At 69.8% G+C, this 24,116-nt stretch carries 31 protein-coding genes and 1 riboswitch; of the genes, 17 read left to right on the top strand and 14 right to left on the bottom strand.

Translation table 11 applies throughout. The annotated features are described in order from the left end of the window. Positions 1–71: 71 nt before the first annotated feature. Both ACFUUZ_RS16715 and ACFUUZ_RS16710 read right to left on the bottom strand, forming a co-directional pair. Positions 72–842 carry a site-2 protease family protein gene (locus ACFUUZ_RS16715; RefSeq protein ID WP_378696996.1) on the bottom strand — a complete coding sequence of 257 codons (771 nt, stop codon included), beginning with the start codon at positions 840–842 and terminating at the stop codon, positions 72–74. Continuing rightward, positions 839–1,498, bottom strand: coding sequence for a hypothetical protein (locus ACFUUZ_RS16710; RefSeq protein WP_378696994.1), 660 nt, complete (start codon positions 1,496–1,498; stop codon positions 839–841). The genes ACFUUZ_RS16715 and ACFUUZ_RS16710 overlap by 4 nt, the downstream gene beginning before the upstream one ends. A gap of 232 nt (positions 1,499–1,730) precedes the next feature. Between ACFUUZ_RS16710 and ACFUUZ_RS16705 the strand changes: the two genes are divergently transcribed. The 5 genes from ACFUUZ_RS16705 to ACFUUZ_RS16685 all read left to right on the top strand — a co-directional run bounded on the left by ACFUUZ_RS16705 (position 1,731) and on the right by ACFUUZ_RS16685 (position 4,988). Then, positions 1,731–3,020, top strand: coding sequence for an adenylosuccinate synthase (locus tag ACFUUZ_RS16705; RefSeq protein WP_378696992.1), 1,290 nt, complete (start codon positions 1,731–1,733; stop codon positions 3,018–3,020). A gap of 99 nt (positions 3,021–3,119) precedes the next feature. Continuing rightward, entirely contained in the window at positions 3,120–3,542 is a 423-nt protein-coding gene (locus ACFUUZ_RS16700; RefSeq protein WP_378696990.1) for a helix-turn-helix domain-containing protein, read from the top strand. Between the two features lie 32 nt (positions 3,543–3,574). Beyond that, entirely contained in the window at positions 3,575–4,195 is a 621-nt protein-coding gene (locus ACFUUZ_RS16695; RefSeq protein WP_378696988.1) for a PIN domain-containing protein, read from the top strand. A gap of 134 nt (positions 4,196–4,329) precedes the next feature. After that, positions 4,330–4,509: a hypothetical protein gene (locus ACFUUZ_RS16690; protein WP_378696986.1), complete on the top strand. Its 180-nt coding sequence runs from the start codon at positions 4,330–4,332 to the stop codon at positions 4,507–4,509. A gap of 95 nt (positions 4,510–4,604) precedes the next feature. Then, entirely contained in the window at positions 4,605–4,988 is a 384-nt protein-coding gene (locus ACFUUZ_RS16685; RefSeq protein WP_378696984.1) for a hypothetical protein, read from the top strand. Here the strand turns inward: ACFUUZ_RS16685 and ACFUUZ_RS16680 are convergent. Continuing rightward, on the bottom strand, positions 4,985–5,518 hold the full coding sequence (locus tag ACFUUZ_RS16680) for a methylated-DNA--[protein]-cysteine S-methyltransferase (RefSeq protein ID WP_378696982.1): 534 nt from the start codon (positions 5,516–5,518) through the stop codon (positions 4,985–4,987). The two genes, ACFUUZ_RS16685 and ACFUUZ_RS16680, sit on opposite strands and share 4 nt — an antisense overlap. A gap of 56 nt (positions 5,519–5,574) precedes the next feature. Then, positions 5,575–5,838: a hypothetical protein gene (locus tag ACFUUZ_RS16675; protein ID WP_378696980.1), complete on the bottom strand. Its 264-nt coding sequence runs from the start codon at positions 5,836–5,838 to the stop codon at positions 5,575–5,577. A gap of 62 nt (positions 5,839–5,900) precedes the next feature. Between ACFUUZ_RS16675 and ACFUUZ_RS16670 the strand changes: the two genes are divergently transcribed. Continuing rightward, the gene (locus tag ACFUUZ_RS16670; protein ID WP_378696978.1) at positions 5,901–7,394 is read left to right on the top strand and encodes a PLP-dependent aminotransferase family protein; all 1,494 of its coding nucleotides are present in this window, start codon (positions 5,901–5,903) and stop codon (positions 7,392–7,394) included. A 94-nt stretch (positions 7,395–7,488) separates the two neighbouring features. Here the strand turns inward: ACFUUZ_RS16670 and ACFUUZ_RS16665 are convergent, their stop codons facing one another. After that, positions 7,489–7,656, bottom strand: a complete 168-nt coding sequence (locus ACFUUZ_RS16665; RefSeq protein WP_378696976.1) for a hypothetical protein — start codon at positions 7,654–7,656, stop codon at positions 7,489–7,491. A 131-nt stretch (positions 7,657–7,787) separates the two neighbouring features. On the opposite strand from ACFUUZ_RS16665, the gene ACFUUZ_RS16660 reads away from it, so the two are divergent. Then, positions 7,788–8,693, top strand: a complete 906-nt coding sequence (locus tag ACFUUZ_RS16660; protein ID WP_378696974.1) for a Scr1 family TA system antitoxin-like transcriptional regulator — start codon at positions 7,788–7,790, stop codon at positions 8,691–8,693. Then, a complete protein-coding gene (locus ACFUUZ_RS16655; protein WP_378696972.1) occupies positions 8,686–8,886 on the top strand; it encodes a DUF397 domain-containing protein in 201 nt (66 codons plus the stop codon). The genes ACFUUZ_RS16660 and ACFUUZ_RS16655 overlap by 8 nt, the downstream gene beginning before the upstream one ends. 64 nt (positions 8,887–8,950) lie before the next feature. Here the strand turns inward: ACFUUZ_RS16655 and ACFUUZ_RS16650 are convergent, their stop codons facing one another. The 4 genes from ACFUUZ_RS16650 to ACFUUZ_RS16635 form a co-directional block, all read right to left on the bottom strand. Next, positions 8,951–9,382, bottom strand: coding sequence for a hypothetical protein (locus ACFUUZ_RS16650; RefSeq protein ID WP_378696970.1), 432 nt, complete (start codon positions 9,380–9,382; stop codon positions 8,951–8,953). A 50-nt stretch (positions 9,383–9,432) separates the two neighbouring features. Next, entirely contained in the window at positions 9,433–10,530 is a 1,098-nt protein-coding gene (locus tag ACFUUZ_RS16645) for a CaiB/BaiF CoA transferase family protein (protein ID WP_378696968.1), read from the bottom strand. Positions 10,531–10,621: 91 nt separating this feature from the next. Then, the gene (locus tag ACFUUZ_RS16640; RefSeq protein ID WP_378696966.1) at positions 10,622–11,041 is read right to left on the bottom strand and encodes a DNA-binding protein; all 420 of its coding nucleotides are present in this window, start codon (positions 11,039–11,041) and stop codon (positions 10,622–10,624) included. Further along, positions 11,038–11,310, bottom strand: a complete 273-nt coding sequence (locus ACFUUZ_RS16635; protein WP_378696964.1) for a hypothetical protein — start codon at positions 11,308–11,310, stop codon at positions 11,038–11,040. Before ACFUUZ_RS16635 ends, ACFUUZ_RS16640 begins: the two co-directional genes overlap by 4 nt. A 60-nt stretch (positions 11,311–11,370) precedes the next feature. Between ACFUUZ_RS16635 and ACFUUZ_RS16630 the strand changes: the two genes are divergently transcribed. Next, on the top strand, positions 11,371–11,853 hold the full coding sequence (locus ACFUUZ_RS16630; RefSeq protein WP_378696962.1) for a DUF456 domain-containing protein: 483 nt from the start codon (positions 11,371–11,373) through the stop codon (positions 11,851–11,853). A gap of 32 nt (positions 11,854–11,885) precedes the next feature. Here the strand turns inward: ACFUUZ_RS16630 and ACFUUZ_RS16625 are convergent, their stop codons facing one another. Both ACFUUZ_RS16625 and ACFUUZ_RS16620 read right to left on the bottom strand, forming a co-directional pair. Beyond that, the gene (locus tag ACFUUZ_RS16625) at positions 11,886–12,761 is read right to left on the bottom strand and encodes an amidohydrolase family protein (protein WP_378696960.1); all 876 of its coding nucleotides are present in this window, start codon (positions 12,759–12,761) and stop codon (positions 11,886–11,888) included. Positions 12,762–12,832: 71 nt separating this feature from the next. Next, entirely contained in the window at positions 12,833–14,224 is a 1,392-nt protein-coding gene (locus tag ACFUUZ_RS16620; RefSeq protein ID WP_378696958.1) for an FAD-dependent oxidoreductase, read from the bottom strand. Positions 14,225–14,461: 237 nt separating this feature from the next. On the opposite strand from ACFUUZ_RS16620, the gene ACFUUZ_RS16615 reads away from it, so the two are divergent. From ACFUUZ_RS16615 to ACFUUZ_RS16595, 5 genes are all read left to right on the top strand, one after another. Then, positions 14,462–14,896, top strand: coding sequence for a hypothetical protein (locus ACFUUZ_RS16615; protein ID WP_378696956.1), 435 nt, complete (start codon positions 14,462–14,464; stop codon positions 14,894–14,896). A gap of 66 nt (positions 14,897–14,962) precedes the next feature. Further along, a riboswitch (SAM riboswitch) is annotated at positions 14,963–15,079 on the top strand. Positions 15,080–15,094: 15 nt separating this feature from the next. Next, positions 15,095–15,511: a rhodanese-like domain-containing protein gene (locus ACFUUZ_RS16610; RefSeq protein ID WP_378696954.1), complete on the top strand. Its 417-nt coding sequence runs from the start codon at positions 15,095–15,097 to the stop codon at positions 15,509–15,511. Further along, entirely contained in the window at positions 15,508–16,722 is a 1,215-nt protein-coding gene (locus tag ACFUUZ_RS16605; protein WP_378696953.1) for an O-succinylhomoserine sulfhydrylase, read from the top strand. Before ACFUUZ_RS16610 ends, ACFUUZ_RS16605 begins: the two co-directional genes overlap by 4 nt. Positions 16,723–16,762: 40 nt before the next feature. Further along, entirely contained in the window at positions 16,763–17,392 is a 630-nt protein-coding gene (locus ACFUUZ_RS16600; RefSeq protein WP_378696951.1) for a DJ-1/PfpI family protein, read from the top strand. Beyond that, entirely contained in the window at positions 17,389–17,832 is a 444-nt protein-coding gene (locus ACFUUZ_RS16595) for a MarR family winged helix-turn-helix transcriptional regulator (protein WP_378696949.1), read from the top strand. Before ACFUUZ_RS16600 ends, ACFUUZ_RS16595 begins: the two co-directional genes overlap by 4 nt. Here the strand turns inward: ACFUUZ_RS16595 and fgd are convergent. The 3 genes from fgd to ACFUUZ_RS16580 form a co-directional block, all read right to left on the bottom strand. Further along, positions 17,829–18,839, bottom strand: a complete 1,011-nt coding sequence (gene fgd / locus ACFUUZ_RS16590; protein WP_378696947.1) for a glucose-6-phosphate dehydrogenase (coenzyme-F420) — start codon at positions 18,837–18,839, stop codon at positions 17,829–17,831. The genes ACFUUZ_RS16595 and fgd overlap by 4 nt on opposite strands. Before the next feature lie 78 nt (positions 18,840–18,917). Next, positions 18,918–19,832 carry an SAM-dependent methyltransferase gene (locus ACFUUZ_RS16585; RefSeq protein ID WP_378696945.1) on the bottom strand — a complete coding sequence of 305 codons (915 nt, stop codon included), beginning with the start codon at positions 19,830–19,832 and terminating at the stop codon, positions 18,918–18,920. Next, the gene (locus tag ACFUUZ_RS16580; protein ID WP_378696943.1) at positions 19,829–20,470 is read right to left on the bottom strand and encodes a TetR/AcrR family transcriptional regulator; all 642 of its coding nucleotides are present in this window, start codon (positions 20,468–20,470) and stop codon (positions 19,829–19,831) included. The genes ACFUUZ_RS16585 and ACFUUZ_RS16580 overlap by 4 nt, the downstream gene beginning before the upstream one ends. Positions 20,471–20,618: 148 nt before the next feature. Here ACFUUZ_RS16580 and ACFUUZ_RS16575 point away from each other — a divergent pair, with 148 nt between their 5' ends. The 3 genes from ACFUUZ_RS16575 (at position 20,619) to pta (ending at position 24,114) form a co-directional block, all read left to right on the top strand. Beyond that, positions 20,619–21,149 carry an ester cyclase gene (locus tag ACFUUZ_RS16575; protein WP_378696941.1) on the top strand — a complete coding sequence of 177 codons (531 nt, stop codon included), beginning with the start codon at positions 20,619–20,621 and terminating at the stop codon, positions 21,147–21,149. Between the two features lie 10 nt (positions 21,150–21,159). Further along, entirely contained in the window at positions 21,160–21,957 is a 798-nt protein-coding gene (locus ACFUUZ_RS16570; RefSeq protein WP_378696939.1) for an HAD-IIA family hydrolase, read from the top strand. Between the two features lie 87 nt (positions 21,958–22,044). Next, positions 22,045–24,114 carry a phosphate acetyltransferase gene (pta, locus tag ACFUUZ_RS16565; protein WP_378696937.1) on the top strand — a complete coding sequence of 690 codons (2,070 nt, stop codon included), beginning with the start codon at positions 22,045–22,047 and terminating at the stop codon, positions 24,112–24,114. Positions 24,115–24,116 lie beyond the last annotated feature (2 nt).

The raw sequence follows: 24,116 nt of genomic DNA, 5'->3' as shown, positions 1-24,116 counted from the left end.
CCACCTCGGTGGGATCCCGCCGGCCGAACAGGGTCGCCCGGCTCCTCCCCGGTGAGCCGGGCGACCCGCCCTCAGGTCCAGAACCGCGTGAGGTAGCCGCCGTAGCGGGACCAGGTGTCCGGCACGCCGGAGAGTTCGAAGAGCCAGTACACGGCGTCGAAGAAGACCGCGTTCACCGCGGGCGTGAAGAGCAGCGCGAAGACCAGCAGCATGCCGAACGGCTCGAACTGCTCCAGCCCGCGCCGGGTGCGGTAGCTCAGCGAGGGCTTGAGCACCCCGTACCCGTCCAGCCCCGGAATCGGCAGGCTGTTCAGCACCGTCGCGGTGACCTGCAGGAACGCCAGGAAGCTCAGCCCGAACCAGAACGCCGCGTGCGCGCCCGAGCTGCCGAAGACCCGGACGATCACGAGCAGCAGCACCGCGAACACCAGGTTCACCAGCGGCCCCGCCGCCGAGATCAGCCGCTGCACGCTCTTCGACGCGAAGTCGGTGCGCACGTAGACCGCGCCGCCCGGCAGCCCGATCCCGCCGAGCGCGATGAACACGATCGGCAGCCCGATGGAGAGCAGCGGGTGGCTGTACCTGAGCGGGTTCAGCGTCAGGTAGCCGCGGATCTCGACCTCCCGGTCGCCCGCCCGCCATGCGGCGTAGGCGTGCGCGAACTCGTGCACGCACAGCGTCACCACCCAGCCCGCCACCACCAGCGTGAAAACCCCGGCCTTGGCCTGCACGGAGTCCAGCTCGGCGGTCCACGCCAGCACCCCGCCGCCGATCGCGACCGCGAGGACGAGCAGGAAGATCGGGCTCGGGCGGACCGCGCGCCGCGCCGTCGGCAGGCTCATCGCACCAGCAGCCACGGCTCGTGGTGCCGGTAGAAGCTCGCGCGCTTGACCACCCGGTCGCTCGCGATGCCGTCCCTGGTCACCACCGCGCCCGGCGTGCCGAGCTGCGCGGCCCTGCCCTCCAGCCAGCGCCGCCGCCGGAAGCGGCGCCGCACGCAGGCCCGCACCCCCGGCTCCGCCAGCGCGGGCGAGACCAGCAGCGCCGGGACCGTGCCGGTGAAGAGCCGCTGCTCGTCCACGTAGACCTCGCCCTCCAGCGCCGCGCCCTCCGGGCCGGTGAGCGTGGCGCGCCCGACCAGCACGGTGCCGGTGTCGTCCCGGATCAGCGGCGTCTCGCCTGCCCTTCCCTCCAGCGCGCGCTTGGCCGCGGCATTGCCGGTGCCGGTTTGGTAGGCGCGAGAGCCGTAGGTCTTCTCCACCGGCACGTAGCCGATCTCGACGTGTAACCGCTCGGTCCGCATGAGGTGCGTGAGCACCGCGGCCAGCGCCGCGTCGGCGCCGAGCACGATCAGCCGGGGCTGGCTGTCCGCGGCGAGCACCGGGAGCAGCCCGTCCACCACCGAAGTGGCCGGGACCGAATCGGTTTGGGTGGTCGGCTGGGAGGCGAGCGCGATCGGGACGGGCGCGTCCGCGCAACGGAGAACGTGGGTACTCACCCTGCCGCACACCTTCCTCGGTCCGAACGCCCTGGCTGCGCTCCGCCCGCCGCGACCGGCCGTTCGTCGGTCCGCACCGTGCGAGCTTAGCCGCGCGCGGCACAGCGTGGAGAACAGCGGTTCCGGGCCGCGCGGGGTCGGTCGGCTAGACTGTCCTCCCGGCCACCGCCCCAGTACGGCAGGTAGCTGCAGCACAGCGGGTGCTGCGCCTCGAACCGTAGGAGTCAGCACCATGCCGGCAATCGTCCTGATCGGCGCCCAGTGGGGCGACGAGGGAAAGGGCAAAGCGACCGATCTGCTCGGTGAGCGGTTGCAGTGGGTGGTCCGGTACCAGGGCGGCAACAACGCAGGCCACACCGTTGTACTTCCGAACGGTGACAAGTTCGCGCTGCACCTCATCCCGTCCGGCATCCTGACCCCCGGCGTCACCAATGTGATCGGCAACGGGGTCGTGGTCGATCCCGGCGTGCTGCTCGACGAGCTGGCCGGGCTGGAAGAGCGCGACGTCGACACCACCGGCCTGCTGCTCTCGGCCGACGCGCACCTGATCATGCCGTACCACGTCGCCATCGACAAAGTGACCGAACGCTTCCTCGGCAACAAGAAGATCGGCACCACCGGCCGCGGCATCGGCCCCTGCTACCAGGACAAGGTCGCGCGCGTCGGCGTCCGGGTGGCGGACGTGCTGGACGAGAAGATCCTCACCCAGAAGGTCGAGGCCGCACTGGAATTCAAGAACCAGGTGCTGGTCAAGATCTACAACCGCCGCGCGCTCGACCCGCAGCAGGTGGTCGACGAGGTCCTCGCCAAGGCCGCGGGCTTCACACACCGCATCGCCGACACCAGGCTGCAGCTGAACGAGGCGCTGGAGCGCGGCGAGACCGTGCTGCTCGAGGGCTCGCAGGGCACCCTGCTCGACGTCGACCACGGCACCTACCCCTACGTCACCTCGTCCAACCCCACCGCGGGCGGCGCCGCCGTCGGCGCGGGCATCGGCCCCAACCGCATCGACACGGTGCTCGGCATCCTCAAGTGCTACACCACCCGCGTCGGGTCAGGCCCCTTCCCGACCGAGCTCTTCGACCAGTACGGCGAGTTCCTCGCCAAGCAGGGCGGCGAGGTCGGCGTCACCACCGGCCGCGCCCGCCGCTGCGGCTGGTTCGACGCCGTGATCGCCCGCTACGCCACCCGCGTCAACGGCATCACCGACTACTTCCTCACCAAGCTCGACGTCCTCTCCAGCCTGGAGCGCGTCCCGATCTGCGTCGCCTACGAGGTCGACGGCGAGCGGGTCGAGCAGATGCCGACCACCCAGACCGGGTTCCACCACGCCAAGCCGATCTTCGAGGAGATGCCCGGTTGGTGGGAGGACATCTCGCACGCCCGCACCTTCGAGGAGCTGCCCGCGAACGCGCAGGCCTACGTGCTCCGGCTGGAGGAGCTGTCCGGGGCGCGGATCTCGTGCATCGGGGTCGGGCCGGGGCGGGATCAGACGATCGTTAGGCACGACGTCCTGAGCTGATCTCCGTTGCACTTGTATGTGTAGCGGCCTACGCTGGTCCCATACCGCTACGGAAGGGGGCCGACAGTGGAAGCGCTACAGCGGGACGATCGTGCCACGGTGACGGTTGGGCAGCGCGAGGTGGAGCAAGCCCGCGAACTCAACGCTTTCCTGGCGGATCGGAAACCGAACGAGGCCGTCGTGACCGTGGGCGTCGGCGCCGATCAGCACCTCGAACTGCCGCCGGAGCTGACCGAGATCGTGCTCACGCTGGTCGAGTTGGTCGGCCGGGGATCAACGGTAACCGTCGGCAGCATCCCCACCGCGATCACCACGACGGTGGCGGCGAACATGTTGCGCATGTCACGGCCTTCTCTGATGAAACTCGTCCGTGCGGAACAGATCCCCTCCCACAAGGTCGGATCGCATACCCGGCTCTTCACCAGGGATGTGCTGGCCTTCCGCCGACAGCAGTTGGAGCACCAGAGCGAGGCATTCGATGAGCTGCGCGCTCTCGAGGAGGAGTGGGGCGTCGTCGACTGAGTTCGGCTGCACCCAGCGGACGGTCCCCTACGATGGGCCGAGTGGGGGATGGTCGATTTCAGCGGGTTCTTGTCGACGCCAATGTGCTGTACTCGCGCACTTTGCGGGACTGGCTCAGTCTGCTGTATCTCCGGGGTGGGAATGGGATGTTCCAGATCTTCTGGACCGAGGACGTCATGGCCGAAATGCTCTATCGGCGGCGCAGGAAGAACCCATTCCTCTCGGAGGAACAGATTGGCGGAACCCGGCGCGCGATCGCGCGAACGTTCGGGCCGGAGAGCGTGATCACCGGATACAAAATCGACGAGACCGTTCCGTACCCGGACGTATTCGACGCGCACGTGCACGCCGCTGCCGTCCACGGCAGGATCGACAAAGTGGTGACCGGTGACCTGACGGGATTCGCCTTCGCGGGCCTCGACGACCTGCCGTACGAGGTCTACAGCGCGGACGACTTCTTCGAACTCGTCGACGACTCCGCACCGCACCTGGTGCGGCAGGTCATGGAGGAACAGCTGCGCTACTGGGTGCCGCGCAAAGGCAAATCGCTACCTGAAGCGCTGCGCGCGGCATCGGCTCCCCGGTTCGGAGAGCGAATCCGCGTCTATCTACAGGCCACAGACCTGGGGAGGGTTCTCGGTCCCGGAACTTAACGCTACGGTGTATGCCCACGCAGGAGGGAGGGGACACGATCGTATCGCTACGAACAGCCGGTCGGTGGACGCTTCCATTGCTGGCATCCGCGGTGCTTCTGCTCGGCTGCGGCGCACAGCAAGACACCGTCACGGTGACGTCCGAACCCCCGACCTCGACCGAATCGGTCCATGACCGCAACCTCCGCATCCGGGAACAGCTGCTGCAGCTCGGCTGCACCACCAATTCCTGCCTGCAGACCTACTTCGCCTGCCAGGACGGCACCCTCACCGGCGACCCCTGCCTGTTCTACCGGGAGCACCCACTGCCGTGACCCCGGCATCCGCGAAGAAGGTCCGTCGAGGGTTGGCGTTGTTACTCGGCCTGTGCCTACTGGCCGGGTTCGGGTTGTACGCGAGCAGTCGGGCGATGGATTACGTGCTCGACCAGATGACGGTGCCCGACGTGAAAGAGTCGACCAGCCCAGAATTCGTGCGCGAAGCGCTGGCATACGGAGATTGGGTTCTCCCGGCCGATGCCACCGTTCTACGCGCCGAGCGCGAGATCGTCCGCGATCGGAACTATCGGATCGCCGTGCGAACGTCACCCGCAGGCTTGGCTTTCATGCTCCGGCAATCCCGATTCCCCTACGCTCTGGATCCCTGCACACCATCCTGCTCCCTCGACAGGGAAGCGGTGGGACAGGAAGCCTGGTTCACCTCGTCGTCGGGAAGGGTGATGATCCGCGAGATCACCGTCTACGGACGAGACGAGAACACCCGGATCGTCCACATCGAATTCCGCGGCGTCTAGAACAGCGTCGGCTCCCCGAACCCCGACGTCCGTTCGATAGCCAGCATCCGCTGCTTCGTATTGATCCCACCCGGCGCCGAAAACCCGTGCAGCGCATGATCGGCGGCAAGCACGCGATGGCACGGAATGATCAGCGGAATCGGATTACGCCCCATCGCCCGCCCCACGGCCTGCGCCCCGCGCGGCGCCCCCGCCAGGGCGGCGACCTCCCCGTACCCGATGGTCCGCCCCGGCCCCACCTCCCGGATGATCCGATAGATTTCCCGATGGAACTGCGGAACCCCGGCCAGATCCAGCGCGATCCAGCGCAGGTCGTCCAACTCCCCGGCGAGATGGCCGCGAACAGCGGCGACCGCGGCCGCAATCGCCCCGGCCGGAGCCTCGCTCAGCGGCGGCGCACCGTCCCGCTCGGTGAACCGGGCCCGCAACCGCTCCGGATCGGACTCCGGCAGCGCGAACCCGGTCACCGCGTCGCCGCGCCAGCTGAGCGCACACGCACCCAGCTCGGTCTCGAAGACGACGGTCGGCATGCCCCCAGTCTGCCGGTACGCACCGACACGTTCGGCGCGGACCGGCCCGACGAAAATCAGGCCACTTCCCGGCGAGTGGACCTTTCGGTTCCCTGATCCGGCGCCTCGGCAGAACTGGACTGGTTCGTCTCCTCCCTGGCTCGAAGGGCGGCCAGATCGGCCAGCTGCCGGTGCATGTCGTAGGAGGACGGCCCGGGATCGTCGCCGGGGAAGGGGCGGAATCGCCCCGGGTACCAGGGCGGTTCGCCGTCCCGAGGCGCGTAGTAGTAGGCCAGCAGGCCGAAGGTGGTCAGGGCGAAAAGCGTGATCAGTGCGGTCATAGGAATGAGAATCCGCCAACTGGACTTGCCGATACATAGCCACTTACCGAATACTGGACTTTATGGCGACACGAGTGATCGGTGCGGCGAGCCTCACCCGCGACCTGGGCAACTGGCGCAGTGCGGGCGACGACGCGGAGGGGAAGCGCGGCTCCCGCCCCGCCTACCTGGCCCTGGCCGAGGGCATCCGGCTGCTCATCCACGACGGCCGCGCCCCGCTCGGCGTCGCGCTGCCCAGCGAACGTGACCTGGCGACCACGCTCGGCGTCAGCCGCACCACCATCACCTCGACGTACGCGCTGCTCCGCGAGCACGGCTACCTGATAAGCAGGCAGGGCTCGCGCAGCACCGTCGCGCTCCCCGCGGCGGTCCAGCACGACGGCAGCAAACCGTCACGCAGCATCCTCGCCATGATGACCCAGCCGGAGCTGCCCACCATCGACCTCACCTACGCCGCCATGACCGCCCCGCCGGAGATGCGCGAGGCCTACGCCGCCGCCCTGGACGGCATCCCGTCCTTCCTCGGCACCCACGGCATGGACCCGGTCGGCGTGCTCGCGCTCCGCGAGGCCATCGCCCGCCGCTACACCGAGCGCGGCCTGCCCACCGGCCCCGACCAGATCCTGGTCACGCTCGGCGCCCAGCACGGCCTGCGCCTGCTGCTCAACGTCCTCACCTCGCCCGCGGCCCGCGTCCTCATCGATCACCCCACCTACCCCAACGGCATCGAGGCCATCCGCGACGTCGGTGCCCGCCCCGTCCCGGTTCCGCTCCGCCCCGACGAGCCGGGCAAGGCCTGGGACCTCGACGGCATCCGCAGCGCCGCCAGGCAAACCGCCGCCACCCTCGCCTACCTGGTCCCCGACTTCAACAACCCCACCGGCCTGCGGATGGATGCCGAGGATCGCGCCGAACTCGCCGCCATCGCCCGCGAAACCCGCATGACCGTCGTCGTCGACGAATCCATGGGCGAGCTCGACCTCAGCGATTCCGAACCCCCGCCGCCCGCAGCGGCTTTCGCGAAGGGATCGGAGATCATCACCATCGGCTCGGCCTCGAAATCCTTCTGGGGCGGCCTGCGCGTCGGCTGGATCCGCACCAACCAGGCGCTCATCACCAAGCTGCTCGGCATCCGCTCCACCGTCGACCTCGGCACCCCCGTCATGGACCAGCTCGCCCTGGTCCACCTCCTCGGCATCTCCGACACCCTGCTCGACCGGCGCCGAAGCCACCTCCGCGCCCAGCGGGCGGCGCTGCTGGAGGCGATCGCCGAGGAGCTCCCGGACTGGAAGGTGGCGCCGAGCACCGGCGGCATGTCGGTCTGGGCCCAGCTCCCCGCGCCCGTTTCCACGGCACTGGCGGCGACCGCGCCCAACCACGGCGTGCTGCTGACGGCCGGTCCGCGGTTCGGTGTGCAGGGCGCGTTCGAGCGTTTCCTGCGGTTGCCCTACACCCATCAGGAAGCGGACCTGCGCTTGGCGGTGAAGTCGATCGCCAGCGCCTACGAAGCCCTCACGCCCCGCGCGGCTGACCCTCTTCAGCCGCTTACCTATTGATGCTTCGGGGACTACCAGTCCGTCCACCAGGGGCGCAGCACGACAAAAATGAACACCAGGAGTCCGAGCACCAGTGCAAAAAGGGCACACATGGTCACTCGTACTCGAATGCTTGTGGATTGGACAGGAACGCGAGTGCCGCGAGCAGTGGACCGCACGTCGGCTCGTGGTCGTGCAGGCGCAGGATCAACAGTGCTGTGTGCTCACTGAGCTGAACCGGATCCTGATCGCAGTCGTACCGACGCCGATCACTGGCGGCCATGTACACCACCGGGCGTAGTGGCCCACTTCGCGAGGGCGTCAGCGGTGCGAACAAGCAGATCGAGTGGCGGCCGTTCGACCTCGCCCTTCGGGTACGCATGGGCAGCCGGAATCCGCTGCGGTAGTTGATGCATGAGTGACCCCCTGAGTGGATTTCCCCTGATGGAGGTCAATGCTGCGCGCATCGCCGAAAGTAGGCCACGGCGCGTGGACCGCACCTACGATGCGTTTATGCGCAGACATCGCCTGATCGACGCTCGGAAGGCGACCGGCAAGACCCAGGAACAGATCGCCACCGAGGTCGAAGTGGACCGGACAACGCTCGGCCGATGGGAACGGAACGAGGGAACACCGCATCCAGCGCAACGCGCGAAGTACGCTGACGCGCTCGGTATCACCATGGATGAGCTATCGGCGATGTTGAGCAGCGTGCCATCGGTCGAAGGTGAGGTGCCGGAGTGGTTGTCGACGTACCTCGGCATGGAGCAATCCGCTACCACGATCCGGACTCACGAGCCCAGAGCGGTCTACGGACTGCTCCAAATACCGAGCTACGTCGAAGGGTTAGTGAGCCGGATCGGCGTATCCGGTGTCTCCGACACGTACGTCCAGCAAGCTGTCGATCAGCGACTGCATCGACAGAAGCGAGTGCGATCGGGCGAACTCGAACTCGATGTCATCATGCCGGAGTCGGCGCTACGGCTCAGGGTCGGCACGCCGGCCGTCATGGTCGAGCAATTGCGTTGCCTCGCAGAGCTATCAGAGCTGCCGAACGTCACGGTCAGAATCACTACCTACGATGCTGGGCAGTACGAGGCGAGACGGCTGAACTGCTTCTCGATCATGACCCACCCCTGGGGCTCGCCGAGGGTGCACTTCGAAAGCTACGCAGGCGGGCGATTCATCACCGAAGCCGAAGAAGTGGGATACTTCGCAAGCGCGTTCGATCATGGGGCGAAGGTCGCTCTGAACCCGAAGGAGTCGCGCAAGTTCGTTCTCGAGCTGGCAGAAGAATGGGAGACCCGGAGAAGTGGATGACCTCAATGCGCTCGATTGGCATGTGTCGAGCTTCACCGACAACGGCACCTGCGTAGAGGTCGCCGGCACCCCGAGCACTGTCTACGTACGCAATAGCAACGCTCGCGAGGCAGGGGCGGTCGCATTCACCCGTGCCGAATGGAGTGCGTTCCTGAAGGGTGCCGCTGCAGGAGAATTCGATCAGTTCGGCTGAGCCGGTGCCGGCAGGGCAACGCCCCCGGTGAATTCTGCCGGGGGCGGGCGCTGACCTCAGTTGGTCACCGCCTCACCAAGGCCAGGTCCCACTGCCCGTGCGGATCCTCCCAGACTGCGACCACATCACCGAGCGGACCATCCTGCCCGGGAGCCTCCTCGAGCCGATCGAGTTCGGCCCCCTCTTCGATCTCCTCGATCCACCGCAGCGCATCCGCCTCGGTCCCGTCGGTGACGAGGTGCAGGTACCCGACGCGCCAGTCGCCGTTCGGCGCGGTGAGATCGCGACCCAGGACATACTCACCGTCCACGAGGAACCAGCTCGTGCTCGCATCGACCCGCAGCGCGAGATCGTCGTGGAACACCAGGAACGGATTCTCGAAGATCAGCTTCCCGCTGAGGACATCCGGTGCGATCCACTCGCCGAGCCGATCCAACTCGGTCTCCTGGATGAAATTGCCCGACGCGTAGAGCGCGTACGTATTCGCCTGTGCCACAGCGGGAACAATAACCGGTGGCGCGGACAACTCTGCGCCACCGGGGAAATCTAGTCCGCCCAGACCTTGTCGATCGGCGTCGCCTCGGTGGGCGGCGCGCTCGGCACCTCGGGCGGGGTCCGGGAGAAGCGCGGGGCGGGTGCGTGCTGCACCACGCCGTCGATGTCGACCAGGCTGTTCCGCGCCACCAGGTGCGGGTTCTGCTCGGCCTCGGTGAAGGTGAGCACCGGGCTGGTGCAGGCGTCGGTGCCCTCGAAGACCGCGGCCCACTCGTCTCTGGTCTTGGTCTTGAACTTCTCGGTGAAGAGCTTCCGCAGCTCGTCCTGCGCGTTCGGGTCGATCTGGTGCGGGAGGCCGGCGGGGTCGATCTCCAGGCCCTTCAGCAGCTCGGCGTAGAACTGCGGCTCGATGGCGCCGACGGCCATGTACTTGCCGTCGGAGGTCTCGTAGGTGTCGTAGAACGCCATGCCGGTGTCGAGCAGGTTGGTGCCGCGCTCCTCGGACCAGAGCCCGACGCCGCGCATGCCCCACATCATGTGTGAGAGCGAGATCGCGCCGTCCACCATGGCCGCGTCGATGACCTGGCCCTTGCCCGAGCTCTGCCGCTCGACCAGCGCGGCCAGGATGCCGAAGACCAGGTACATCGAGCCGCCGCCGAAGTCGCCGGCCAGGTTCAGCGGCGGCACCGGGCGCTCGCCCTTGCGGCCGATGGCGTGCAGCACGCCGGTGATGGAGATGTAGTTGATGTCGTGGCCGGCGCGGTCGGCGAGCGGGCCGTGCTGGCCCCAGCCGGTCATCCGGCCGTAGACCAGGCGCGGGTTGCGGGCCAGGACCTCGTCCGGGCCGAGGCCCATGCGCTCGGTGACTCCGGGGCGGAAGCCTTCGATCAGCACGTCGGCCTTCTCGACCAGGTCGAGCACCTTCGCGATATCGGCCGGGTCCTTGAGGTTGGCCTCCACGATGGTGCGGCCGCGCCACTGCGGGCGCTCCATGTGCCCGGGCAGCTGATTGGGGCGCTGCACGCGCACCACGTCGGCGCCGAGGTCGGCGAGCAGCAGTGCCGCGTGCGGGCCGGGGCCGATCCCGGCCAGTTCGATGACCTTGATGCCCGCGAGCGGGCCCTGCTTGCCGGTGGTTTCTGTGCTCACGCCCTACCTCGGTTCGTCGTCGCAGCTGTGCGTATTGACAGTAGGACAACAAGGGGTTGGAGGTCTATGCGCCCCTGTCGGGGTGGTGCGGTCACACCTTCCGGACGAGCACCGTTGGCGGCAGCAGCCGCTCCAGGTCATCGACGTCCGAGGTGAGGACGGTGACGAAACCCGGCTGGTTGATCGCCACCACCGCCAGCGCGGCGTCGATCGCGTACTTGTGCCCGTGCAGCCCGGCGGCGCCGAGCAGTTCGCGTGCGGCCCGCGCCTCGTCCTTGCCGATCGTGGCGACCCGCATGCGGGAGACCACCCAGTTCCACCGTGCCGACGGGGTGCGCGGGTCGTGCGCCTCGATGAGCGTCATCGGGGAGGTGATGACGTCGACGCGGCCTTCGCGCGCATTGGTCAGCCGGGCCAGCATGGCGCGGTCGCCGCGGACGGCCAGAGCCAGTGCTTCGCTGTCGAGGACGAAGGTCTGCGGTACCGCCTGTGGTCGGCGGGCGGGGGTCACGCGGCGCCCTGGCCGCCATGGGCTGCCCGGCGGCGCAGGTGCTCGGCGTGCAGGTCGTCGAGTTCGCGGTCGGCTACCGCGGCTTCCTCGGCGGTGACGGCTCCGTGTTCCTGCTCCAGCCAGTCCGCCAGCTCGCCGATGAGGTCGCGATCCCGTTGCGCGCGAACCGCTTCGGTGATGTATGCCGAAAGGCCGCGTTCGGCGATCTCCGTGCGGACCTCTTCCAGGAGCTCCTCCGGGATGGTGACGGTGATCTTCCTCGTGGCCATACTTATTACCATACTCCGGTAGGTACTGCGTTCGACCCGGACATCGGCGACAATGCGTCCGTGAGCGTATGGGGCGAGGTCCTTGTCGGCCTGGTGATCCTGGTCGGCCTGATCGGCATCATCGTGCCGATCCTGCCGGGCGTGATCCTGATCTTCGGCGCGATCGCCGTCTGGGCGTTCCTGACCGGCGGGGCGACGGCGTGGACGATCCTGGCGATAGCCGGTGTGCTGCTGGTGATCTCGGGGGTCGTGAAGTACACGTGGCCGGGGAAGAACATCAAGGCGGCCGGGGTGCCGAACCGGACGTTGCTGATCGGGGCGGTGCTCGGCATCGTCGGGTTCTTCGTGGTGCCGGTGATCGGGCTGGTGCTGGGGTTCGTGCTCGGCGTCTACCTGTCGGAGCTGCAGCGGCTGCCGGACGGGGAGCAGGCGCGCAGGTCGACCGGGCACGCGCTGAAGGGCGTCGGGCTGTCGATTCTGATCGAGCTGTTCGGGGCGCTGCTCGCTACCGGGGTGTGGCTGATCGGGGCGGTCGTGGCCTGACGCGGCCACCCGATCGGTGATCGGGGAGCCGGTTACTCGATCACCGGTAGCGGGAGTGTGGCGTTGGGGTCGAGCCGGGGGAGCTGGTCGCGGCGCAGCGGCAGGGTGGGCGGGTCCTCGGGGGCGGCGCGCCAGCGGCCGGGGCGGGGGTCGGAGCCCGCGGGGCGGTGCCGGGCGGGGAGTTTGTAGAAGGCGCGGGCGTTGTTCTCCAGGACCGCGTGCATGTCGGTGCCGACGACGTCGCAGAGCAGGTCGACGTCGGAGTCGCGGAAGGGGCGGCCCGCGCGGGTGCCAGGCAGGTCGGTGCCGAACATGAGGGCCTGCGGGTTCACGGCGTGGATGCGGCGCAGGGTGTCGGGGACGCGCATCTGGACGCGGCCGAAGCCGGTGGCCTTCACGCGGGCGCCGCGGTCGACCAGGTCGAGCAGGTACGGCACGGCTTCGGCGGACATGCCGAGGTGGTCGACGGAGAGCGCGGGCAGCTTGGTGACGACGGGCTGCAGCGAGGCGAGCATCGAGCCGTCGATGTAGAGCTCGACGTGCCAGCCCGCGATGTCGTGCGCGCGCACCGCCTGCTGGGTGAGCTGGGTGATGTCGCCCGCCGCGCGCTTCAGGTTGAAGCGCAGCGCCCGCACGCCGATCTTGTTCAGCTCCTGGATCTCCTCGTCGGAGGCGTCCAGGTCAAGCCGGGTAACCCCGACCCACCCGGTGCCGAGCTCGGCGAGCGCGGCCTTCAGGTAGCTCTGGTCGGTTCCCTGGAACGACCCGCTGACCACGGCGCCGCCGCTGATGTCGAAGCGCCGCATGCGCTTTCGGTAATCGGCGACGGTGTAGGCGGAGGGCAGGTGTCCCTCGTTCTCGGCCAGCGGGAACCGCGGGTCGAAGATGTGGACGTGGGCATCGAACACGTGTACAGAATGCCTCGAGGTGGGTGCGGCTGTCGCCTGCCGGACTCCTACGTTCCGGCAGGCGACGCGCGCTAGACCTTGTTCGGCTCGCTGGCGCGCAGCATGTCCTCGCGCTCCACGACCTTGACCCGCTCGCGGCCCTCGGGCTCGCCCAGCGAGCGCTCGTGCGCGTCCAGGCGGTACCAGCCCTGCCAGGTGGTGTAGGGCACGCCCTTGCCCTCGAGGAACTCGATCACGGCCTCGGGGTGGGGGTTCTCGGCGCGCGGGAAGTCCTTGCTGTCGTCCAGCAGGCAGGCGACGGTCTCGTTGGCATCGCCCTTGGTGTGGCCGATCAGCCCGACCGGGCCGCGCTTGATCCAGCCGGTCACGTAGGTGCCGGGCAGGTAGCGGGCCTTGCCGTCGGCGTTCTCGTCGATCAGGACGCGGCCCGCCTCGTTCGGCACGGTGCCCGCCTGGTCGTCGAAGGGCAGCTGGGTGATGTTCTGCGACAGGTACCCCACCGCGCGGTACACGGCCTGCACCTCCCAGTCGCGGTACTCGCCGGTGCCCTTGACGTTGCCGGTGCCGTCCAGCTGGGTGCGCTCGGTGCGCAGCCCGACGACCTTGCCGTCGGCGTCGCCGACCACCTCGGTCGGCGCCTCGAAGAAGTGCAGGAAGAGCTTGTGCGGCCGGTTGCCCTGGTCGCGGATGGCCCACTGCTCGAGCGTGTTGGCGACCATGTCGACCTGCTTGGAGTGGCGGCGCGCGGCCTCGGAGCCCTCGTCGTAGTCGATGTCCTCGGGGTCGACGATGACCTCGATGGTCGGCGAGTGGTCAAGCTCGCGCAGCTCCAGCGGGGTGAACTTGGCCTGCGCGGGGCCGCGGCGGCCGAAGACGTGCACCTCGACGGCCTTGTTCTGCTTGAGCCCCTCGTAGACGTTCGGCGGGATCTCGGTCGGCAGCAGCTCGTCGCCGGTCTTGGCGAGCACGCGGGCGATGTCCAGCGCGACGTTGCCGACGCCGAGCACCGCGACCTTCTCGGCCTCCAGCGGCCAGGTGCGCGGGACATCGGGGTGGCCGTCGTACCAGGAGACGAAGTCGGCGGCGCCGTAGGAGCCGTCCAGGTCGATGCCGGGGATGGTGAGCGCGCGGTCGGCGTTGGCGCCGGTGGAGAAGATGACGGCGTCGTAGAAGCGGCGCAGGTCGTCCAGGGTGATGTCGGTGCCGTAGTCGATATTGCCGAGCAGCCGCACCTGCTCCTTGTCCAGCACCTTGTGCAGCGCGGTGATGATGCCCTTGATGCGCGGGTGGTCGGGCGCGACGCCGTAGCGGATCAGCCCGAACGGCGCGGGCATCCGCTCGTAGAGATCGATGGAGACGTCCGCGTCGGACTTCATCAGCGCGTCGGCGGCATAGATCCCGGCCGGGCCTGCACCCACGATCGCAATGCGGAGCGGCCGAGCCGCCTCACTCTGTTCGGTCATGTTCACGCGCACCTTCGGTCGATACGTTCATCTGGCGTCTACTTAGCCCAGGCTAACCTGAGATCGGTACGGGACCGCGCTCCGATTCTCTCCGGAGCATCGGAAGGCGGCTCCGGCACGAGTCGCAAGCTCCCATTCTATCGGCCCTGCTCCACGCGGGCCGCGACCCGGGTGGGCAGCGCGTATCCTGCCGGGGCCGGTGCGCCGACGGCCCAGGTCATCGGTGATCATCGAGGGATGAGCGAGCAGCAGCCCAACGATCCGGAGCCGGAAGTCCGCTCGATCGTCCCGTTCGTGGCGGCCGGGGTGGTCGCGGTGCTGGTCCTGGTGGGGATCGTGCTCGCCGGGGTGCTGTCGCCGGTTGAGAAAAATGTCACAGAGGCGGACAAGATGTCGGCCGCGGTGCGCAACTACGCGGATGCCCGCGGCCGCACCGACGCGGTCCCCCCGCCCGGCACCGCCTGCGATGGCTTCGACGAGGCCGCCTCGCCGCTGGCCGAGCAGCTCGGCGGGCCGGAGACGCGCACCGAGATCGAGGTCGGGGCACTGGCGAACCCGGTGGTCGAGGGCGACCGTGGCCGGATCACGGTGACCACCCGGGTGAACGGCAGGGAGGCCACCGCGACCTGGACCCTGACCAGGGACGGCGACCGCTGGCTGGTCTGCGGATGACGCGCCCGGACGCGGGGAAACTCGTGTTGACAGCGGCCGCCGCGCCGGGGCAATCTCGGTTCGCAAGGTCATGAGAACCAGCGTCAAGCCCCGGCTCGGCTGGTCGGCAACCCTCCTCCGCGGCGGGGTGCTCCGGGTGACGACCTGGCCGTATGCGGCGTTCCCATGCGGCAAGCGTGGATTCACAGGAGGTTCGACATGAGTTATGCCGGTGACATCACCCCCAAGCAGGCGTGGGAGCTGTTGCGCGACAATCCGTCCGCCGTGCTGGTCGACGTGCGCACCGAGGCCGAGTGGCGCTTCGTCGGCGTGCCGGACACCACCGAGCTGGAGCGCCCGACCGCGCTGATCGAGTGGGTGGACGGCACCGGCTCGCCCAACCCGGCCTTCCTGGAGCAGCTGCAGCGCGCGCTCGACGGGCGTGACCCGGAGGCGCCGGTGGTGTTCCTGTGTCGCTCCGGCCAGCGCTCGGCGAACGCCGCCGGGCTGGCGACCGGCGCCGGAATCGCCCCCTCCTACAACGTGATCGACGGCTTCGAGGGCCCGATCGACGGCGCGGGCCACCGCGGCTCCGCCGGTTGGCGCGCCGACGGCCTGCCCTGGCGGCAGTCGTGATCACCGGCGGCGCCTTCGACCGGCCGCTGCCGGAGAACGTCGGCCCGGCCACGCTCGGCGTGCGCGGCGGGCTGCGCCGCTCCGGCTTCGAGGAGACCTCCGAGGCGCTCTACCTCACCTCGGGCTTCGTCTACGAGAGCGCCGAGGCGGCCGAGGCCGCCTTCACCGGCGATGTCGAGCACTTCGTCTACTCCCGCTACGGCAACCCGACGGTCGCCGTCTTCGAGGAGCGGATGCGGCTGATCGACGGCGCCGAGGCGTGCTTCGCCACCGCCAGCGGCATGGCGGCGGTCTTCACCGCGCTCGGCGCGCTGCTGAAGGCCGGTGACCGGCTGGTCGCCGCGCGCAGCCTCTTCGGCTCCTGCTTCGTGGTGGCGAACGAGATCCTGCCGCGCTGGGGCGTGCAGACGGTCTTCGTCGACGGTGAGGACCTGGACCAGTGGGAGCAGGCGCTCTCGGTGCCGACCCAGGCGGTCTTCTTCGAGACCCCGGCCAACCCCATGCAGAACCTGGTGGACGTGCGGCGGGTCAGCGAGCTCGCGCACGCCGCGGGCGCGAAGGTGGTGCTGGACAATGTCTTCGCCACCCCGCTGCTGCAGCGCAGCCTGGAGCTCGGCGCCGACGTGGTGGTCTACTCCGGCACCAAGCACATCGACGGCCAGGGCCGGGTGCTCGGCGGCGCCATCCTGGGCGAGCGCGAGTACATCGACGGCCCGGTGAAGACGCTCATGCGGCACACCGGCCCCGCGCTCAGCCCGTTCAACGCCTGGACTCTGCTCAAGGGGTTGGAGACCATGCCGCTGCGCGTTCGGCACTCCACCGCGGCGGCGCTCGAGGTCGCCCGCTTCCTGGAGGGCCACCCGGCGGTGGGCTGGGTGCGCTACCCCTTCCTGGAGTCGCACCCGCAGCACGAGCTGGCCACCACCCAGATGAGCGGCGGCGGCACGGTGGTTACCTTCGAGTTGGCCGCCCCCGACGGCGAGGGCAAGAAGCGCGCCTTCGAGGTGCTGAACCGGCTGCGCGTCATCGACATCTCGAACAACCTCGGCGACGCCAAGACGCTGATCACGCACCCGGCCACCACCACGCACCGGGCCATGGGCGCGGAGGGGCGGGCCGGGATCGGGCTCACCGACGGCGTCGTTCGCATCTCGGTCGGCCTGGAGGATGTCGAGGACCTGATCGCGGACCTGGACCACGCGCTCGGCTGAGCTATTGACAGCATCCTGTCATGTTTGACAGGATGCTGTCATGACTTCGGAACCTCGCATCGTGTACACGGCGGTCTACGACACCCTGGCCGACTGGGAGGTCGGGGCCGCCATCGCGTACCTCAACAACCCCGAGCTGCAGCGCGAACCCGGCTCGCTCGTGGTGCGCACGGTCGGTCGCGGCACCGAGCCGGTGACCACCGGCGGCGGCATGCGCATCCTGCCCGACGTCGATCTGAGCGCGGTCGACCTCGACCGGGCGGCCGCGCTCATCCTGCCCGGGGCCGCGCTCTGGGATCAGGGCGACGAGTTGGCGGCCTTCGCCGAGCTGGCCCGCGGGTTCCTCGACGCCGGGCGGCCGGTCGCGGCCATCTGCGGCGCTACCTTCGGGCTCGCCAAGGCCGGGCTGCTCGATACCAGGGCGCACACCAGCAACGACCCCGGCTACCTGGCGTCCAGCGGCTACGCGGGCGCCGCGCGCTACCGCGACGAGCCGGCGGTCACCGACGGCAATGTCGTCACCGCGACCTCGCTGGCGCCCTTCCACTTCGCGCACCAGCTCTTCGCGGTGCTCGACGTCTACGAGCCGCAGGTGCTGGACGCCTGGTTCCGGCTCTTCGCCGAGCGCGACCCGAGCGCGTACGCGGTGCTCGCGGAGCACGGCGCGTGACCGAGCAGGAACTCTTCAGCACCGCCGCCATCACCTCGTTCGCGCTGAACGGCCGCTTCCTCGCGGTCGCCGAGAAGCTCGCCGCCCCCGCCGGGCTCACCGCCGCCTGGTGGCAGGTGCTCGGCGCGGTGCTGCGCGAACCGCTCCCCGTCGCGGGCATCGCCAGGGCCATGGGGATCACCAGGCAGAGCGTGCAGCGCATCGCCGACCTGCTGGTCGAGAAGGGGCTCGCCGAGTACCGGGAGAACCCGGCGCACCGCCGCGCCAAACTGGTCGCCGTCACCGACGAAGGCCTGGCGGCGGTGCGCCGGATCGACCCGCAGCACGCGCAGGTGGCGCACCGGCTCGCCGCTGAGCTCGGTGCCGAGCGGTTCGCCGAGATCGTCGCCGCGCTCACCGAACTCGCGGCGACGATGGACCGGCTGGAGCTGGATTCCTAGCCCAGCTTGCGCAGCCGCGGCGCGAGGTCGCGCTGGAAGAGGTCGAGGAAGCGGCGCTGGTCGTGGCCGGGGGCGTGGAAGACCAGGTGGTTCAGGCCCGCGTCGAGGTAGGGCTTGATCTGCTCGACGGCCTCGTCGGGGTCGCTGGCCACGATCCAGCGCTTGGCGATCTGCTCGATCGGCAGCGCGTCGGCGGCGGCCTCCATCTCGATCGGGTCGGTGATGGAGTGCTTCTGCTCGGGGGTGAGCGAGAGCGGGGCCCAGAAGCGGGTGTTCTCCAGCGCCAGTTCGGGATCGGTGTCGTAGGAGATCTTGATCTCGATCATCTTGTCGATGGGGTCGAGGTCGCGCTCGGCCTTGGCCGCGCCCTCGGCGACGGCGGGCAGCAGCTTGTCGGTGTAGAGCTCCATGCCCTTGCCCGAGGTGCAGATGAACCCGTCGCCCGCGCGGCCCGCGTACCTGGCCACGACCGGGCCGCCCGCGGCGATGTAGACGGGGATGCCGCCCTCGGGGACGTCGTAGATGGAGGCGCCGACGGTGTGGTAGTACTCGCCGTCGTAGTCGACCCGGTCACCGGTCCAGAGCGCGCGCATGAGCGCGACCGACTCGCGCAGGCGGGCGAAGCGCTCCTTGAACTCGGGCCACTCGCCCTTGTAGCCGGTGGCGATCTCGTTCAGCGCCTCGCCGGTGCCGACGCCGAGCATGACCCGGCCCGGGTAGAGCACGCCCATGGTGGCGAAGGCCTGGGCGATCACCGCGGGGTTGTAGCGGAAGGTGGGGGTGAGCACCGAGGTGCCGAGCTGGATCCGCTTGGTGCGTTCGCCGACCGCGGCCATCCAGGCCAGCGAGAAGGGGGCGTGGCCGCCCTTGTGCCGCCAGGGCTGGAAGTGATCGCTGACGGTCGCGCTGTCGAGGCCGTGCTCCTCGGCGAGGACGGCGATCTCCACCAGTTCCCGCGGTCCGAACTGCTCCGCCGAGGCCTTGTACCCGAGCTTGAGGTCTGCCATGTGCGCCACTCCTGTCGCCACGTTGCCGCGGGCACTTCGTGCCGGGCGCCCGCCTGCATCGACCATAGAGGAGCGGGGTTACCCGGTGCCGGGCGCGGGGTCGGGCAGCGCGCCGGGCGCGGGGTTGCGCGGTGCGCCGGGCGCTGGGTTCGGCAGCGCGCCGGGCGCGAGGTCGAGCGGCGTGCCGACTGCGGGGTCGCGCAGCAGCGGGTGCCGCGTGTATTCCGCGGGGACGGCGGTGATGGGCGGGTCCGGTTCGACGTCGGTGCGGCGACGAGCGACCGCGCGCACGTAGCCGAGGTGGGCGCCGCGGTCGGCCTCGAGGGCGGCGATCTCGACGGCGTTCTCCGGGTTCACCGCGTACTGCCAGTCCAGCCAGCGCTGCCAGCCCTCCGGCATGGCGTCGGCCAGCTCGGCCTCGAGCAGGCCACTGCGCTCCCAGTGCGCGTGCCACCACTCCGGCGTGTGCAGGCAGGCCAGCGCGGGCTCCCACCAGGCGGCGAGGTGGTCGGGGACCGGCCACCCCGGGTCGGCGGTGAGTCCGGCGCCCGCGATGCCGAGCTGGCCGCCGGGGCGCAGGAAGCGGGTCAGGTACTGGGCGTACAGGTCGTCGGTGCCGTAGTAGACGAAGGAGTCGATGCTGAGCACGGCGTCGAAGAAGCCGGGGGCGAAGGGCAGCGCGCGGGCGTCGGCGTGCAGCGCGTAGACCGCGTCGGCGACGCCCGCGTCCCGGAAGCGCCGCGTCCGCTCGGCCGCGTCGAACCACAGGTCGACCGCCCACACCTCGACGCCGAACTCGGTGTGCAGGAACACCGACGAGGCGCCGCGGCCGCAGCCCAGGTCGAGCACCCGCATGCCGGGCCGCAGCTCGACCGCCTCGGCGAGCCACTCGGTGAGCCACAGCGGGTTGGCGCCGCCGCTCACCGCGGCGCGCAGCCAGTCCGGGTGGTAGCGCGCCGAGCGCGGGAAGCGGGGGTGCGTCGGGTCGGTCATCGCCGGGGCTCCTGTGCGTCGGCCGGACGGCAGAGCGCGCGTTCGGCGGTGGTGGTGATGCGCTCGATCGCGGCCTCGACATCGAGGCCGCGGCCGGTGAGCAGGTGGTCGAGGGCGTCGAAGCCGGTGAGCGCCCACAGCACGTCGGCGGCCCATTCGGCGCTGACATCCGCGCGCAGCACGCCGCCATCGGCCAGCCGTTTCGCCAGGTGCTCGACGCCTGCGCGGCGGTCATCCTCCATGTGCCGCACGGCATCTCCGGCCGAGGCGGGGTCGAGCCGGTCCATGGCGTGCAGCACCCGGTAGATCTCCAGGTCGCGGCTCTTCATCCGGGAGGCGGCGGCGATCGCGGCGCGCAGGTGTGCGCGCGGCTCGACGTCGGTGACGGCGGCGCTCAGCTCGCCGAGCCCGGTGCGCTCCCAGAGGTCGCGCACGAAGGCGTCGAAGAGCCCGGCGCGGGAGCCGAAGTCGGCGTAGATCGTGGTCCTGGAGACCGCGGCGAGCTTGGCCACCCGGTCCAGGCTCACCGGCTCGGCCGGTGCCTCGCGCAGCCGCTGCGCCACGGCGTCCAGGATCCGGCGCCTGGTCTGCTCGGCGTTCTCCGCCCGTGCCACCTGTTCGTACTTGCGTGTGCCCACGTCGTCATCATCGCACATTTGGCTTGACAATCTGTCCGTTCGAATTCACTATTCGACTGTACATCATGTTCGGTGAATAGTGCCGTTGACATTCCTGCCGCCGGAACCGATTCACCTCCGCACCCCCTTCGATCAGCGAGGACCCCGAATGACCCGCACCACCGACCCCCGCGCGCTCTGCCTGCGCAGCATCGAGATCATGGCGACCGGCGTCGAGGCCGACTTCCACGCCGTCGTGCACCCCGAGGCCGTCAACCGCGAGGCGAAGGACGAACCGCCCGCCTGCCGCGTGCCCGGCCCGGCCGGGTTCCACGCCACCGCGCTGTGGCTCCGCGCCGCCTACTCCGACCTGCACTGGGAGGTGCACGACACGGTGGTCGACGGCGACCTCGTCGTCGTGCACGCCACCATGTCCGGGCGGCACACCGGCCCCTTCGTCACCTACACCGCCGAGGGTGGGGTGGAGCAGGCCTTCCCGCCCACCGGGCTGACCTTCGCCACCACCCAGACGCACTGGTTCCGGGTTACCGACGGCCTCGTCCGCGAGCACTGGGCCAACCGCGACGACCTCGGCACCGCCAAGCAGCTCGCCTGGGTGCCGCCCACCCCGGCGTATCTGTTCCGGATGGCCAGGGCCACCAGGGCGGCGCGGCGCGCGGAAAGGACGAACGCGCGATAATTGCTCCGTGATGGCCAACGACGAACCGATCCTGTCCTACCTGACCGACATGGACGGTGTCCTGGTGCACGAGGACCACCTCATCCCGGGCGCGGACACCTTCCTGCGCGAGCTCGGGGAGAACGAGATCCCGTTCCTCGTGCTCACCAACAACTCGATCCGCACGCCGCGCGACCTGCAGGCGCGGCTGCGGCACTCGGGGCTGGACATCCCGCAGGAGGCGATCTGGACCTCGGCGCTGGCCACCGCGACCTTCCTGGACGACCAGCGCCCGAACGGCACCGCCTACGTGGTCGGCGAGTCCGGGCTGACCACGGCGCTGCACGAGATCGGCTACGTGCTCACCGACAGCGACCCGGACTACGTGGTGCTCGGCGAGACCCGCACCTACTCCTTCGAGGCGATCACCACCGCGATTCGCCTGGTGGAGCGGGGTGCGCGCTTCATCGCGACGAACCCGGACGCCACCGGCCCCTCGCGCGACGGCGTGCTCCCCGCGACCGGGTCGGTGGCGGCGCTGATCACGCGGGCCACCGGCCGCGACCCGTACTACGTCGGCAAGCCGAACCCGCTCATGATGCGCTCGGCGCTGCGCAGGCTCGGCGCGCACTCGCAGTCGACGGTCATGATCGGCGACCGGATGGACACCGACGTGATCTCCGGGCTGGAGGCGGGGATGCGCACCATCCTGGTGACCTCGGGGATCTCCACCGTCGCGTCGGTGGGGGCGTACCCGTACCGGCCCACCGCGGTCATCGACTCGGTGGCCGATCTGGTGGGCCGGACCCGCACCCCCTTCGACGAATGACACCGTTCGCGGTGCGGTTGCCGACAGTTCAGGTCCGCGCCGCTCGCACCCGGCGTTCCGTCCGGTTCCTTCACTAAGCTCGTGCGCATGGCCGACCACGATCCGTCCACCGTCTACATCGCCTCCCCGGAGGGCGACACCGGGAAATCGACGGTGGCGCTCGGGGTGCTGCAGATGCTGTGCGCCACCGCGGCCAGGGTCGGCGTCTTCCGCCCGATCACCCGCTCCGCGACCGAGCCTGACTACATCCTGGAGCTGCTGCTGGAGCACAGCACCGCGGACATCGACTACGCGCAGGCGGTCGGCGTCACCTACGACCAGGTGCACGCCGACCCGGACTCCGCGATCAGCGAGATCGTCATGCGGTTCCACGAGGTCGCCGCGGTCTGCGACGCGGTGGTGGTGGTCGGTAGCGACTACACCGACGTGGCCAGCCCGAGCGAGCTGCGCTTCAATGCGCGGATCGCGGTGAATCTCGGTGCGCCGGTGCTGCTCGTCGTGCGCGGTGCAGGCCGCAGCCCGGACGAGGTGCGGCAGCTGGTCGAGCTGTGCAGCAGCGAGCTGCAGGCCGAGCACGCGCAGTCGGTCGCCATCGTGGCGAACCGCTGCGACCCGGACGAGCTGGGCGAGATCCGCGCCGCGCTCGCCGGTTTCGAGGTCCCGAGCTGGACGCTGCCCGAGGTGCCGCTGCTGATCGCGCCGACCATGGCCGAGCTGTGCACGGCGCTCGGCGGCGAGCTGTGGAGCGGCGACCCGGAGCTGCTGAACCGCGAGGCGCTGAGGGTGATGGTGGGCGGCATGACCGCCGAGCACATCCTGGAGCGGCTCACCGAGGGCGTGGTGGTGATCGCGCCGGGCGACCGCTCGGACGTGCTGCTCGGTGTGGTGGCCGCGCACGAGGCCGACGGCTTCCCGTCGCTGGCCGGGATCATCATGAACGGCGGCATGCTGCCGCACCCGGCCATCTCCCGGCTGATCACCGGGCTGCGCCCGCGGCTGCCCATCCTGACCACGCAGCTCGGCACCTACGACGCGGCGGGCGCGGCGCACGGCACCCGCGGGCGCATGTCGTCCGGGAACTCGCGCAAGGTGGACACCGCGCTCGCCCTGATGGAGGAGCACGTCGACGCCGCCGAGCTGCTGGCCCGGATCGAGCTGCCGCGCACCGAGATCGTGACCCCGCAGATGTTCGAGTACCAGCTCATCGAGCGGGCGCGGGCCGACCGCAAGCGCATCGTGCTGCCCGAGGGCACCGACGACCGCATCCTGCGCGCGGCGGGCCGGGTGCTGCAGCGCCGGATCGCGGACCTGGTGATCCTCGGCGACGAGCAGAAGATCAGGGCCCGCGCCGCCGAGCTCAATGTCGACATCTCCGCCGCGGAGGTGCTCGACCCGCTCGGCTCCGAGCACCTGGAGCGCTTCGCCGAGATCTACACCGAACTGCGCAAACACAAGGGCATGACGCTGGAGCGGGCCCGCGAGACCGTCACCGATATCTCCTATTTCGGCACCATGATGGTGTACGAGGGGATCGCGGACGGCATGGTCTCCGGTGCCGCGCACACCACCGCGCACACCATCCGGCCCTCGCTGGAGATCGTGAAGACGGTGCCGGGGGTCTCCACGGTGTCCAGCGTTTTCCTCATGTGCCTGGCCGACCGGGTGCTCGCCTACGGCGACTGCGCGGTGGTCCCGGACCCGAGCTCCGAGCAGCTCGCCGACATCGCCGTCTCCTCGGCCGCCACCGCGCAGCGCTTCGGCATCGAGCCGCGGGTCGCCATGCTCTCCTACTCCACCGGCGAATCCGGCAGCGGCGCCGACGTGGACAAGGTGCGGATCGGCACCGACCTGGTGCGCGAGCGCGCCCCCGAACTCCCGGTCGAGGGGCCGATCCAGTACGACGCGGCGATCGAGCCGACGGTGGCCGACGCCAAGCTGCCGGATTCCCAGGTGGCGGGACGGGCAACGGTTTTCGTGTTCCCCGACCTGAATACGGGCAACAACACCTACAAGGCCGTGCAGCGCAGCGCGGGCGCGGTCGCCATCGGCCCGGTGCTGCAGGGGCTGAACAAGCCGGTGAACGACCTGTCCAGGGGCGCGCTGGTGGCCGACATCGTGAACACGGTGGCGATCACCGCCATCCAGGCACAGGGATAGGT

This window comes from Nocardia sp. NPDC057353 (assembly GCF_042667085.1).
In the GTDB taxonomy this organism is placed as follows: domain Bacteria; phylum Actinomycetota; class Actinomycetes; order Mycobacteriales; family Mycobacteriaceae; genus Nocardia.
The sequence above is the reverse complement of the archived record's forward strand: the minus strand, read 5'-3'. Positions and strand labels throughout refer to the sequence as shown.

Excerpts from the sequence above, each read along its gene's own strand:
- ACFUUZ_RS16575 (WP_378696941.1), top strand. The coding sequence starts at position 20,619 with ATGACCCGCACCACCGACCCCCGCGCGCTCTGCCTGCGCAGCATCGAG.
- ACFUUZ_RS16585 (WP_378696945.1), bottom strand. The coding sequence starts at position 19,832 with ATGACCGACCCGACGCACCCCCGCTTCCCGCGCTCGGCGCGCTACCAC.
- ACFUUZ_RS16635 (WP_378696964.1), bottom strand. The coding sequence starts at position 11,310 with ATGGCCACGAGGAAGATCACCGTCACCATCCCGGAGGAGCTCCTGGAA.
- ACFUUZ_RS16615 (WP_378696956.1), top strand. The coding sequence starts at position 14,462 with ATGAGCGAGCAGCAGCCCAACGATCCGGAGCCGGAAGTCCGCTCGATC.
- ACFUUZ_RS16570 (WP_378696939.1), top strand. The coding sequence starts at position 21,160 with ATGGCCAACGACGAACCGATCCTGTCCTACCTGACCGACATGGACGGT.
- pta (WP_378696937.1), top strand. The coding sequence starts at position 22,045 with ATGGCCGACCACGATCCGTCCACCGTCTACATCGCCTCCCCGGAGGGC.
- ACFUUZ_RS16685 (WP_378696984.1), top strand. The coding sequence starts at position 4,605 with ATGGATTACGTGCTCGACCAGATGACGGTGCCCGACGTGAAAGAGTCG.
- fgd (WP_378696947.1), bottom strand. The coding sequence starts at position 18,839 with ATGGCAGACCTCAAGCTCGGGTACAAGGCCTCGGCGGAGCAGTTCGGA.
- ACFUUZ_RS16715 (WP_378696996.1), bottom strand. The coding sequence starts at position 842 with ATGAGCCTGCCGACGGCGCGGCGCGCGGTCCGCCCGAGCCCGATCTTC.
- ACFUUZ_RS16660 (WP_378696974.1), top strand. The coding sequence starts at position 7,788 with ATGAGTGACCCCCTGAGTGGATTTCCCCTGATGGAGGTCAATGCTGCG.
- ACFUUZ_RS16705 (WP_378696992.1), top strand. The coding sequence starts at position 1,731 with ATGCCGGCAATCGTCCTGATCGGCGCCCAGTGGGGCGACGAGGGAAAG.
- ACFUUZ_RS16620 (WP_378696958.1), bottom strand. The coding sequence starts at position 14,224 with ATGACCGAACAGAGTGAGGCGGCTCGGCCGCTCCGCATTGCGATCGTG.
- ACFUUZ_RS16610 (WP_378696954.1), top strand. The coding sequence starts at position 15,095 with ATGAGTTATGCCGGTGACATCACCCCCAAGCAGGCGTGGGAGCTGTTG.
- ACFUUZ_RS16670 (WP_378696978.1), top strand. The coding sequence starts at position 5,901 with ATGGCGACACGAGTGATCGGTGCGGCGAGCCTCACCCGCGACCTGGGC.
- ACFUUZ_RS16680 (WP_378696982.1), bottom strand. The coding sequence starts at position 5,518 with ATGCCGACCGTCGTCTTCGAGACCGAGCTGGGTGCGTGTGCGCTCAGC.
- ACFUUZ_RS16665 (WP_378696976.1), bottom strand. The coding sequence starts at position 7,656 with ATGGCCGCCAGTGATCGGCGTCGGTACGACTGCGATCAGGATCCGGTT.
- ACFUUZ_RS16600 (WP_378696951.1), top strand. The coding sequence starts at position 16,763 with ATGACTTCGGAACCTCGCATCGTGTACACGGCGGTCTACGACACCCTG.
- ACFUUZ_RS16695 (WP_378696988.1), top strand. The coding sequence starts at position 3,575 with ATGGGCCGAGTGGGGGATGGTCGATTTCAGCGGGTTCTTGTCGACGCC.
- ACFUUZ_RS16675 (WP_378696980.1), bottom strand. The coding sequence starts at position 5,838 with ATGACCGCACTGATCACGCTTTTCGCCCTGACCACCTTCGGCCTGCTG.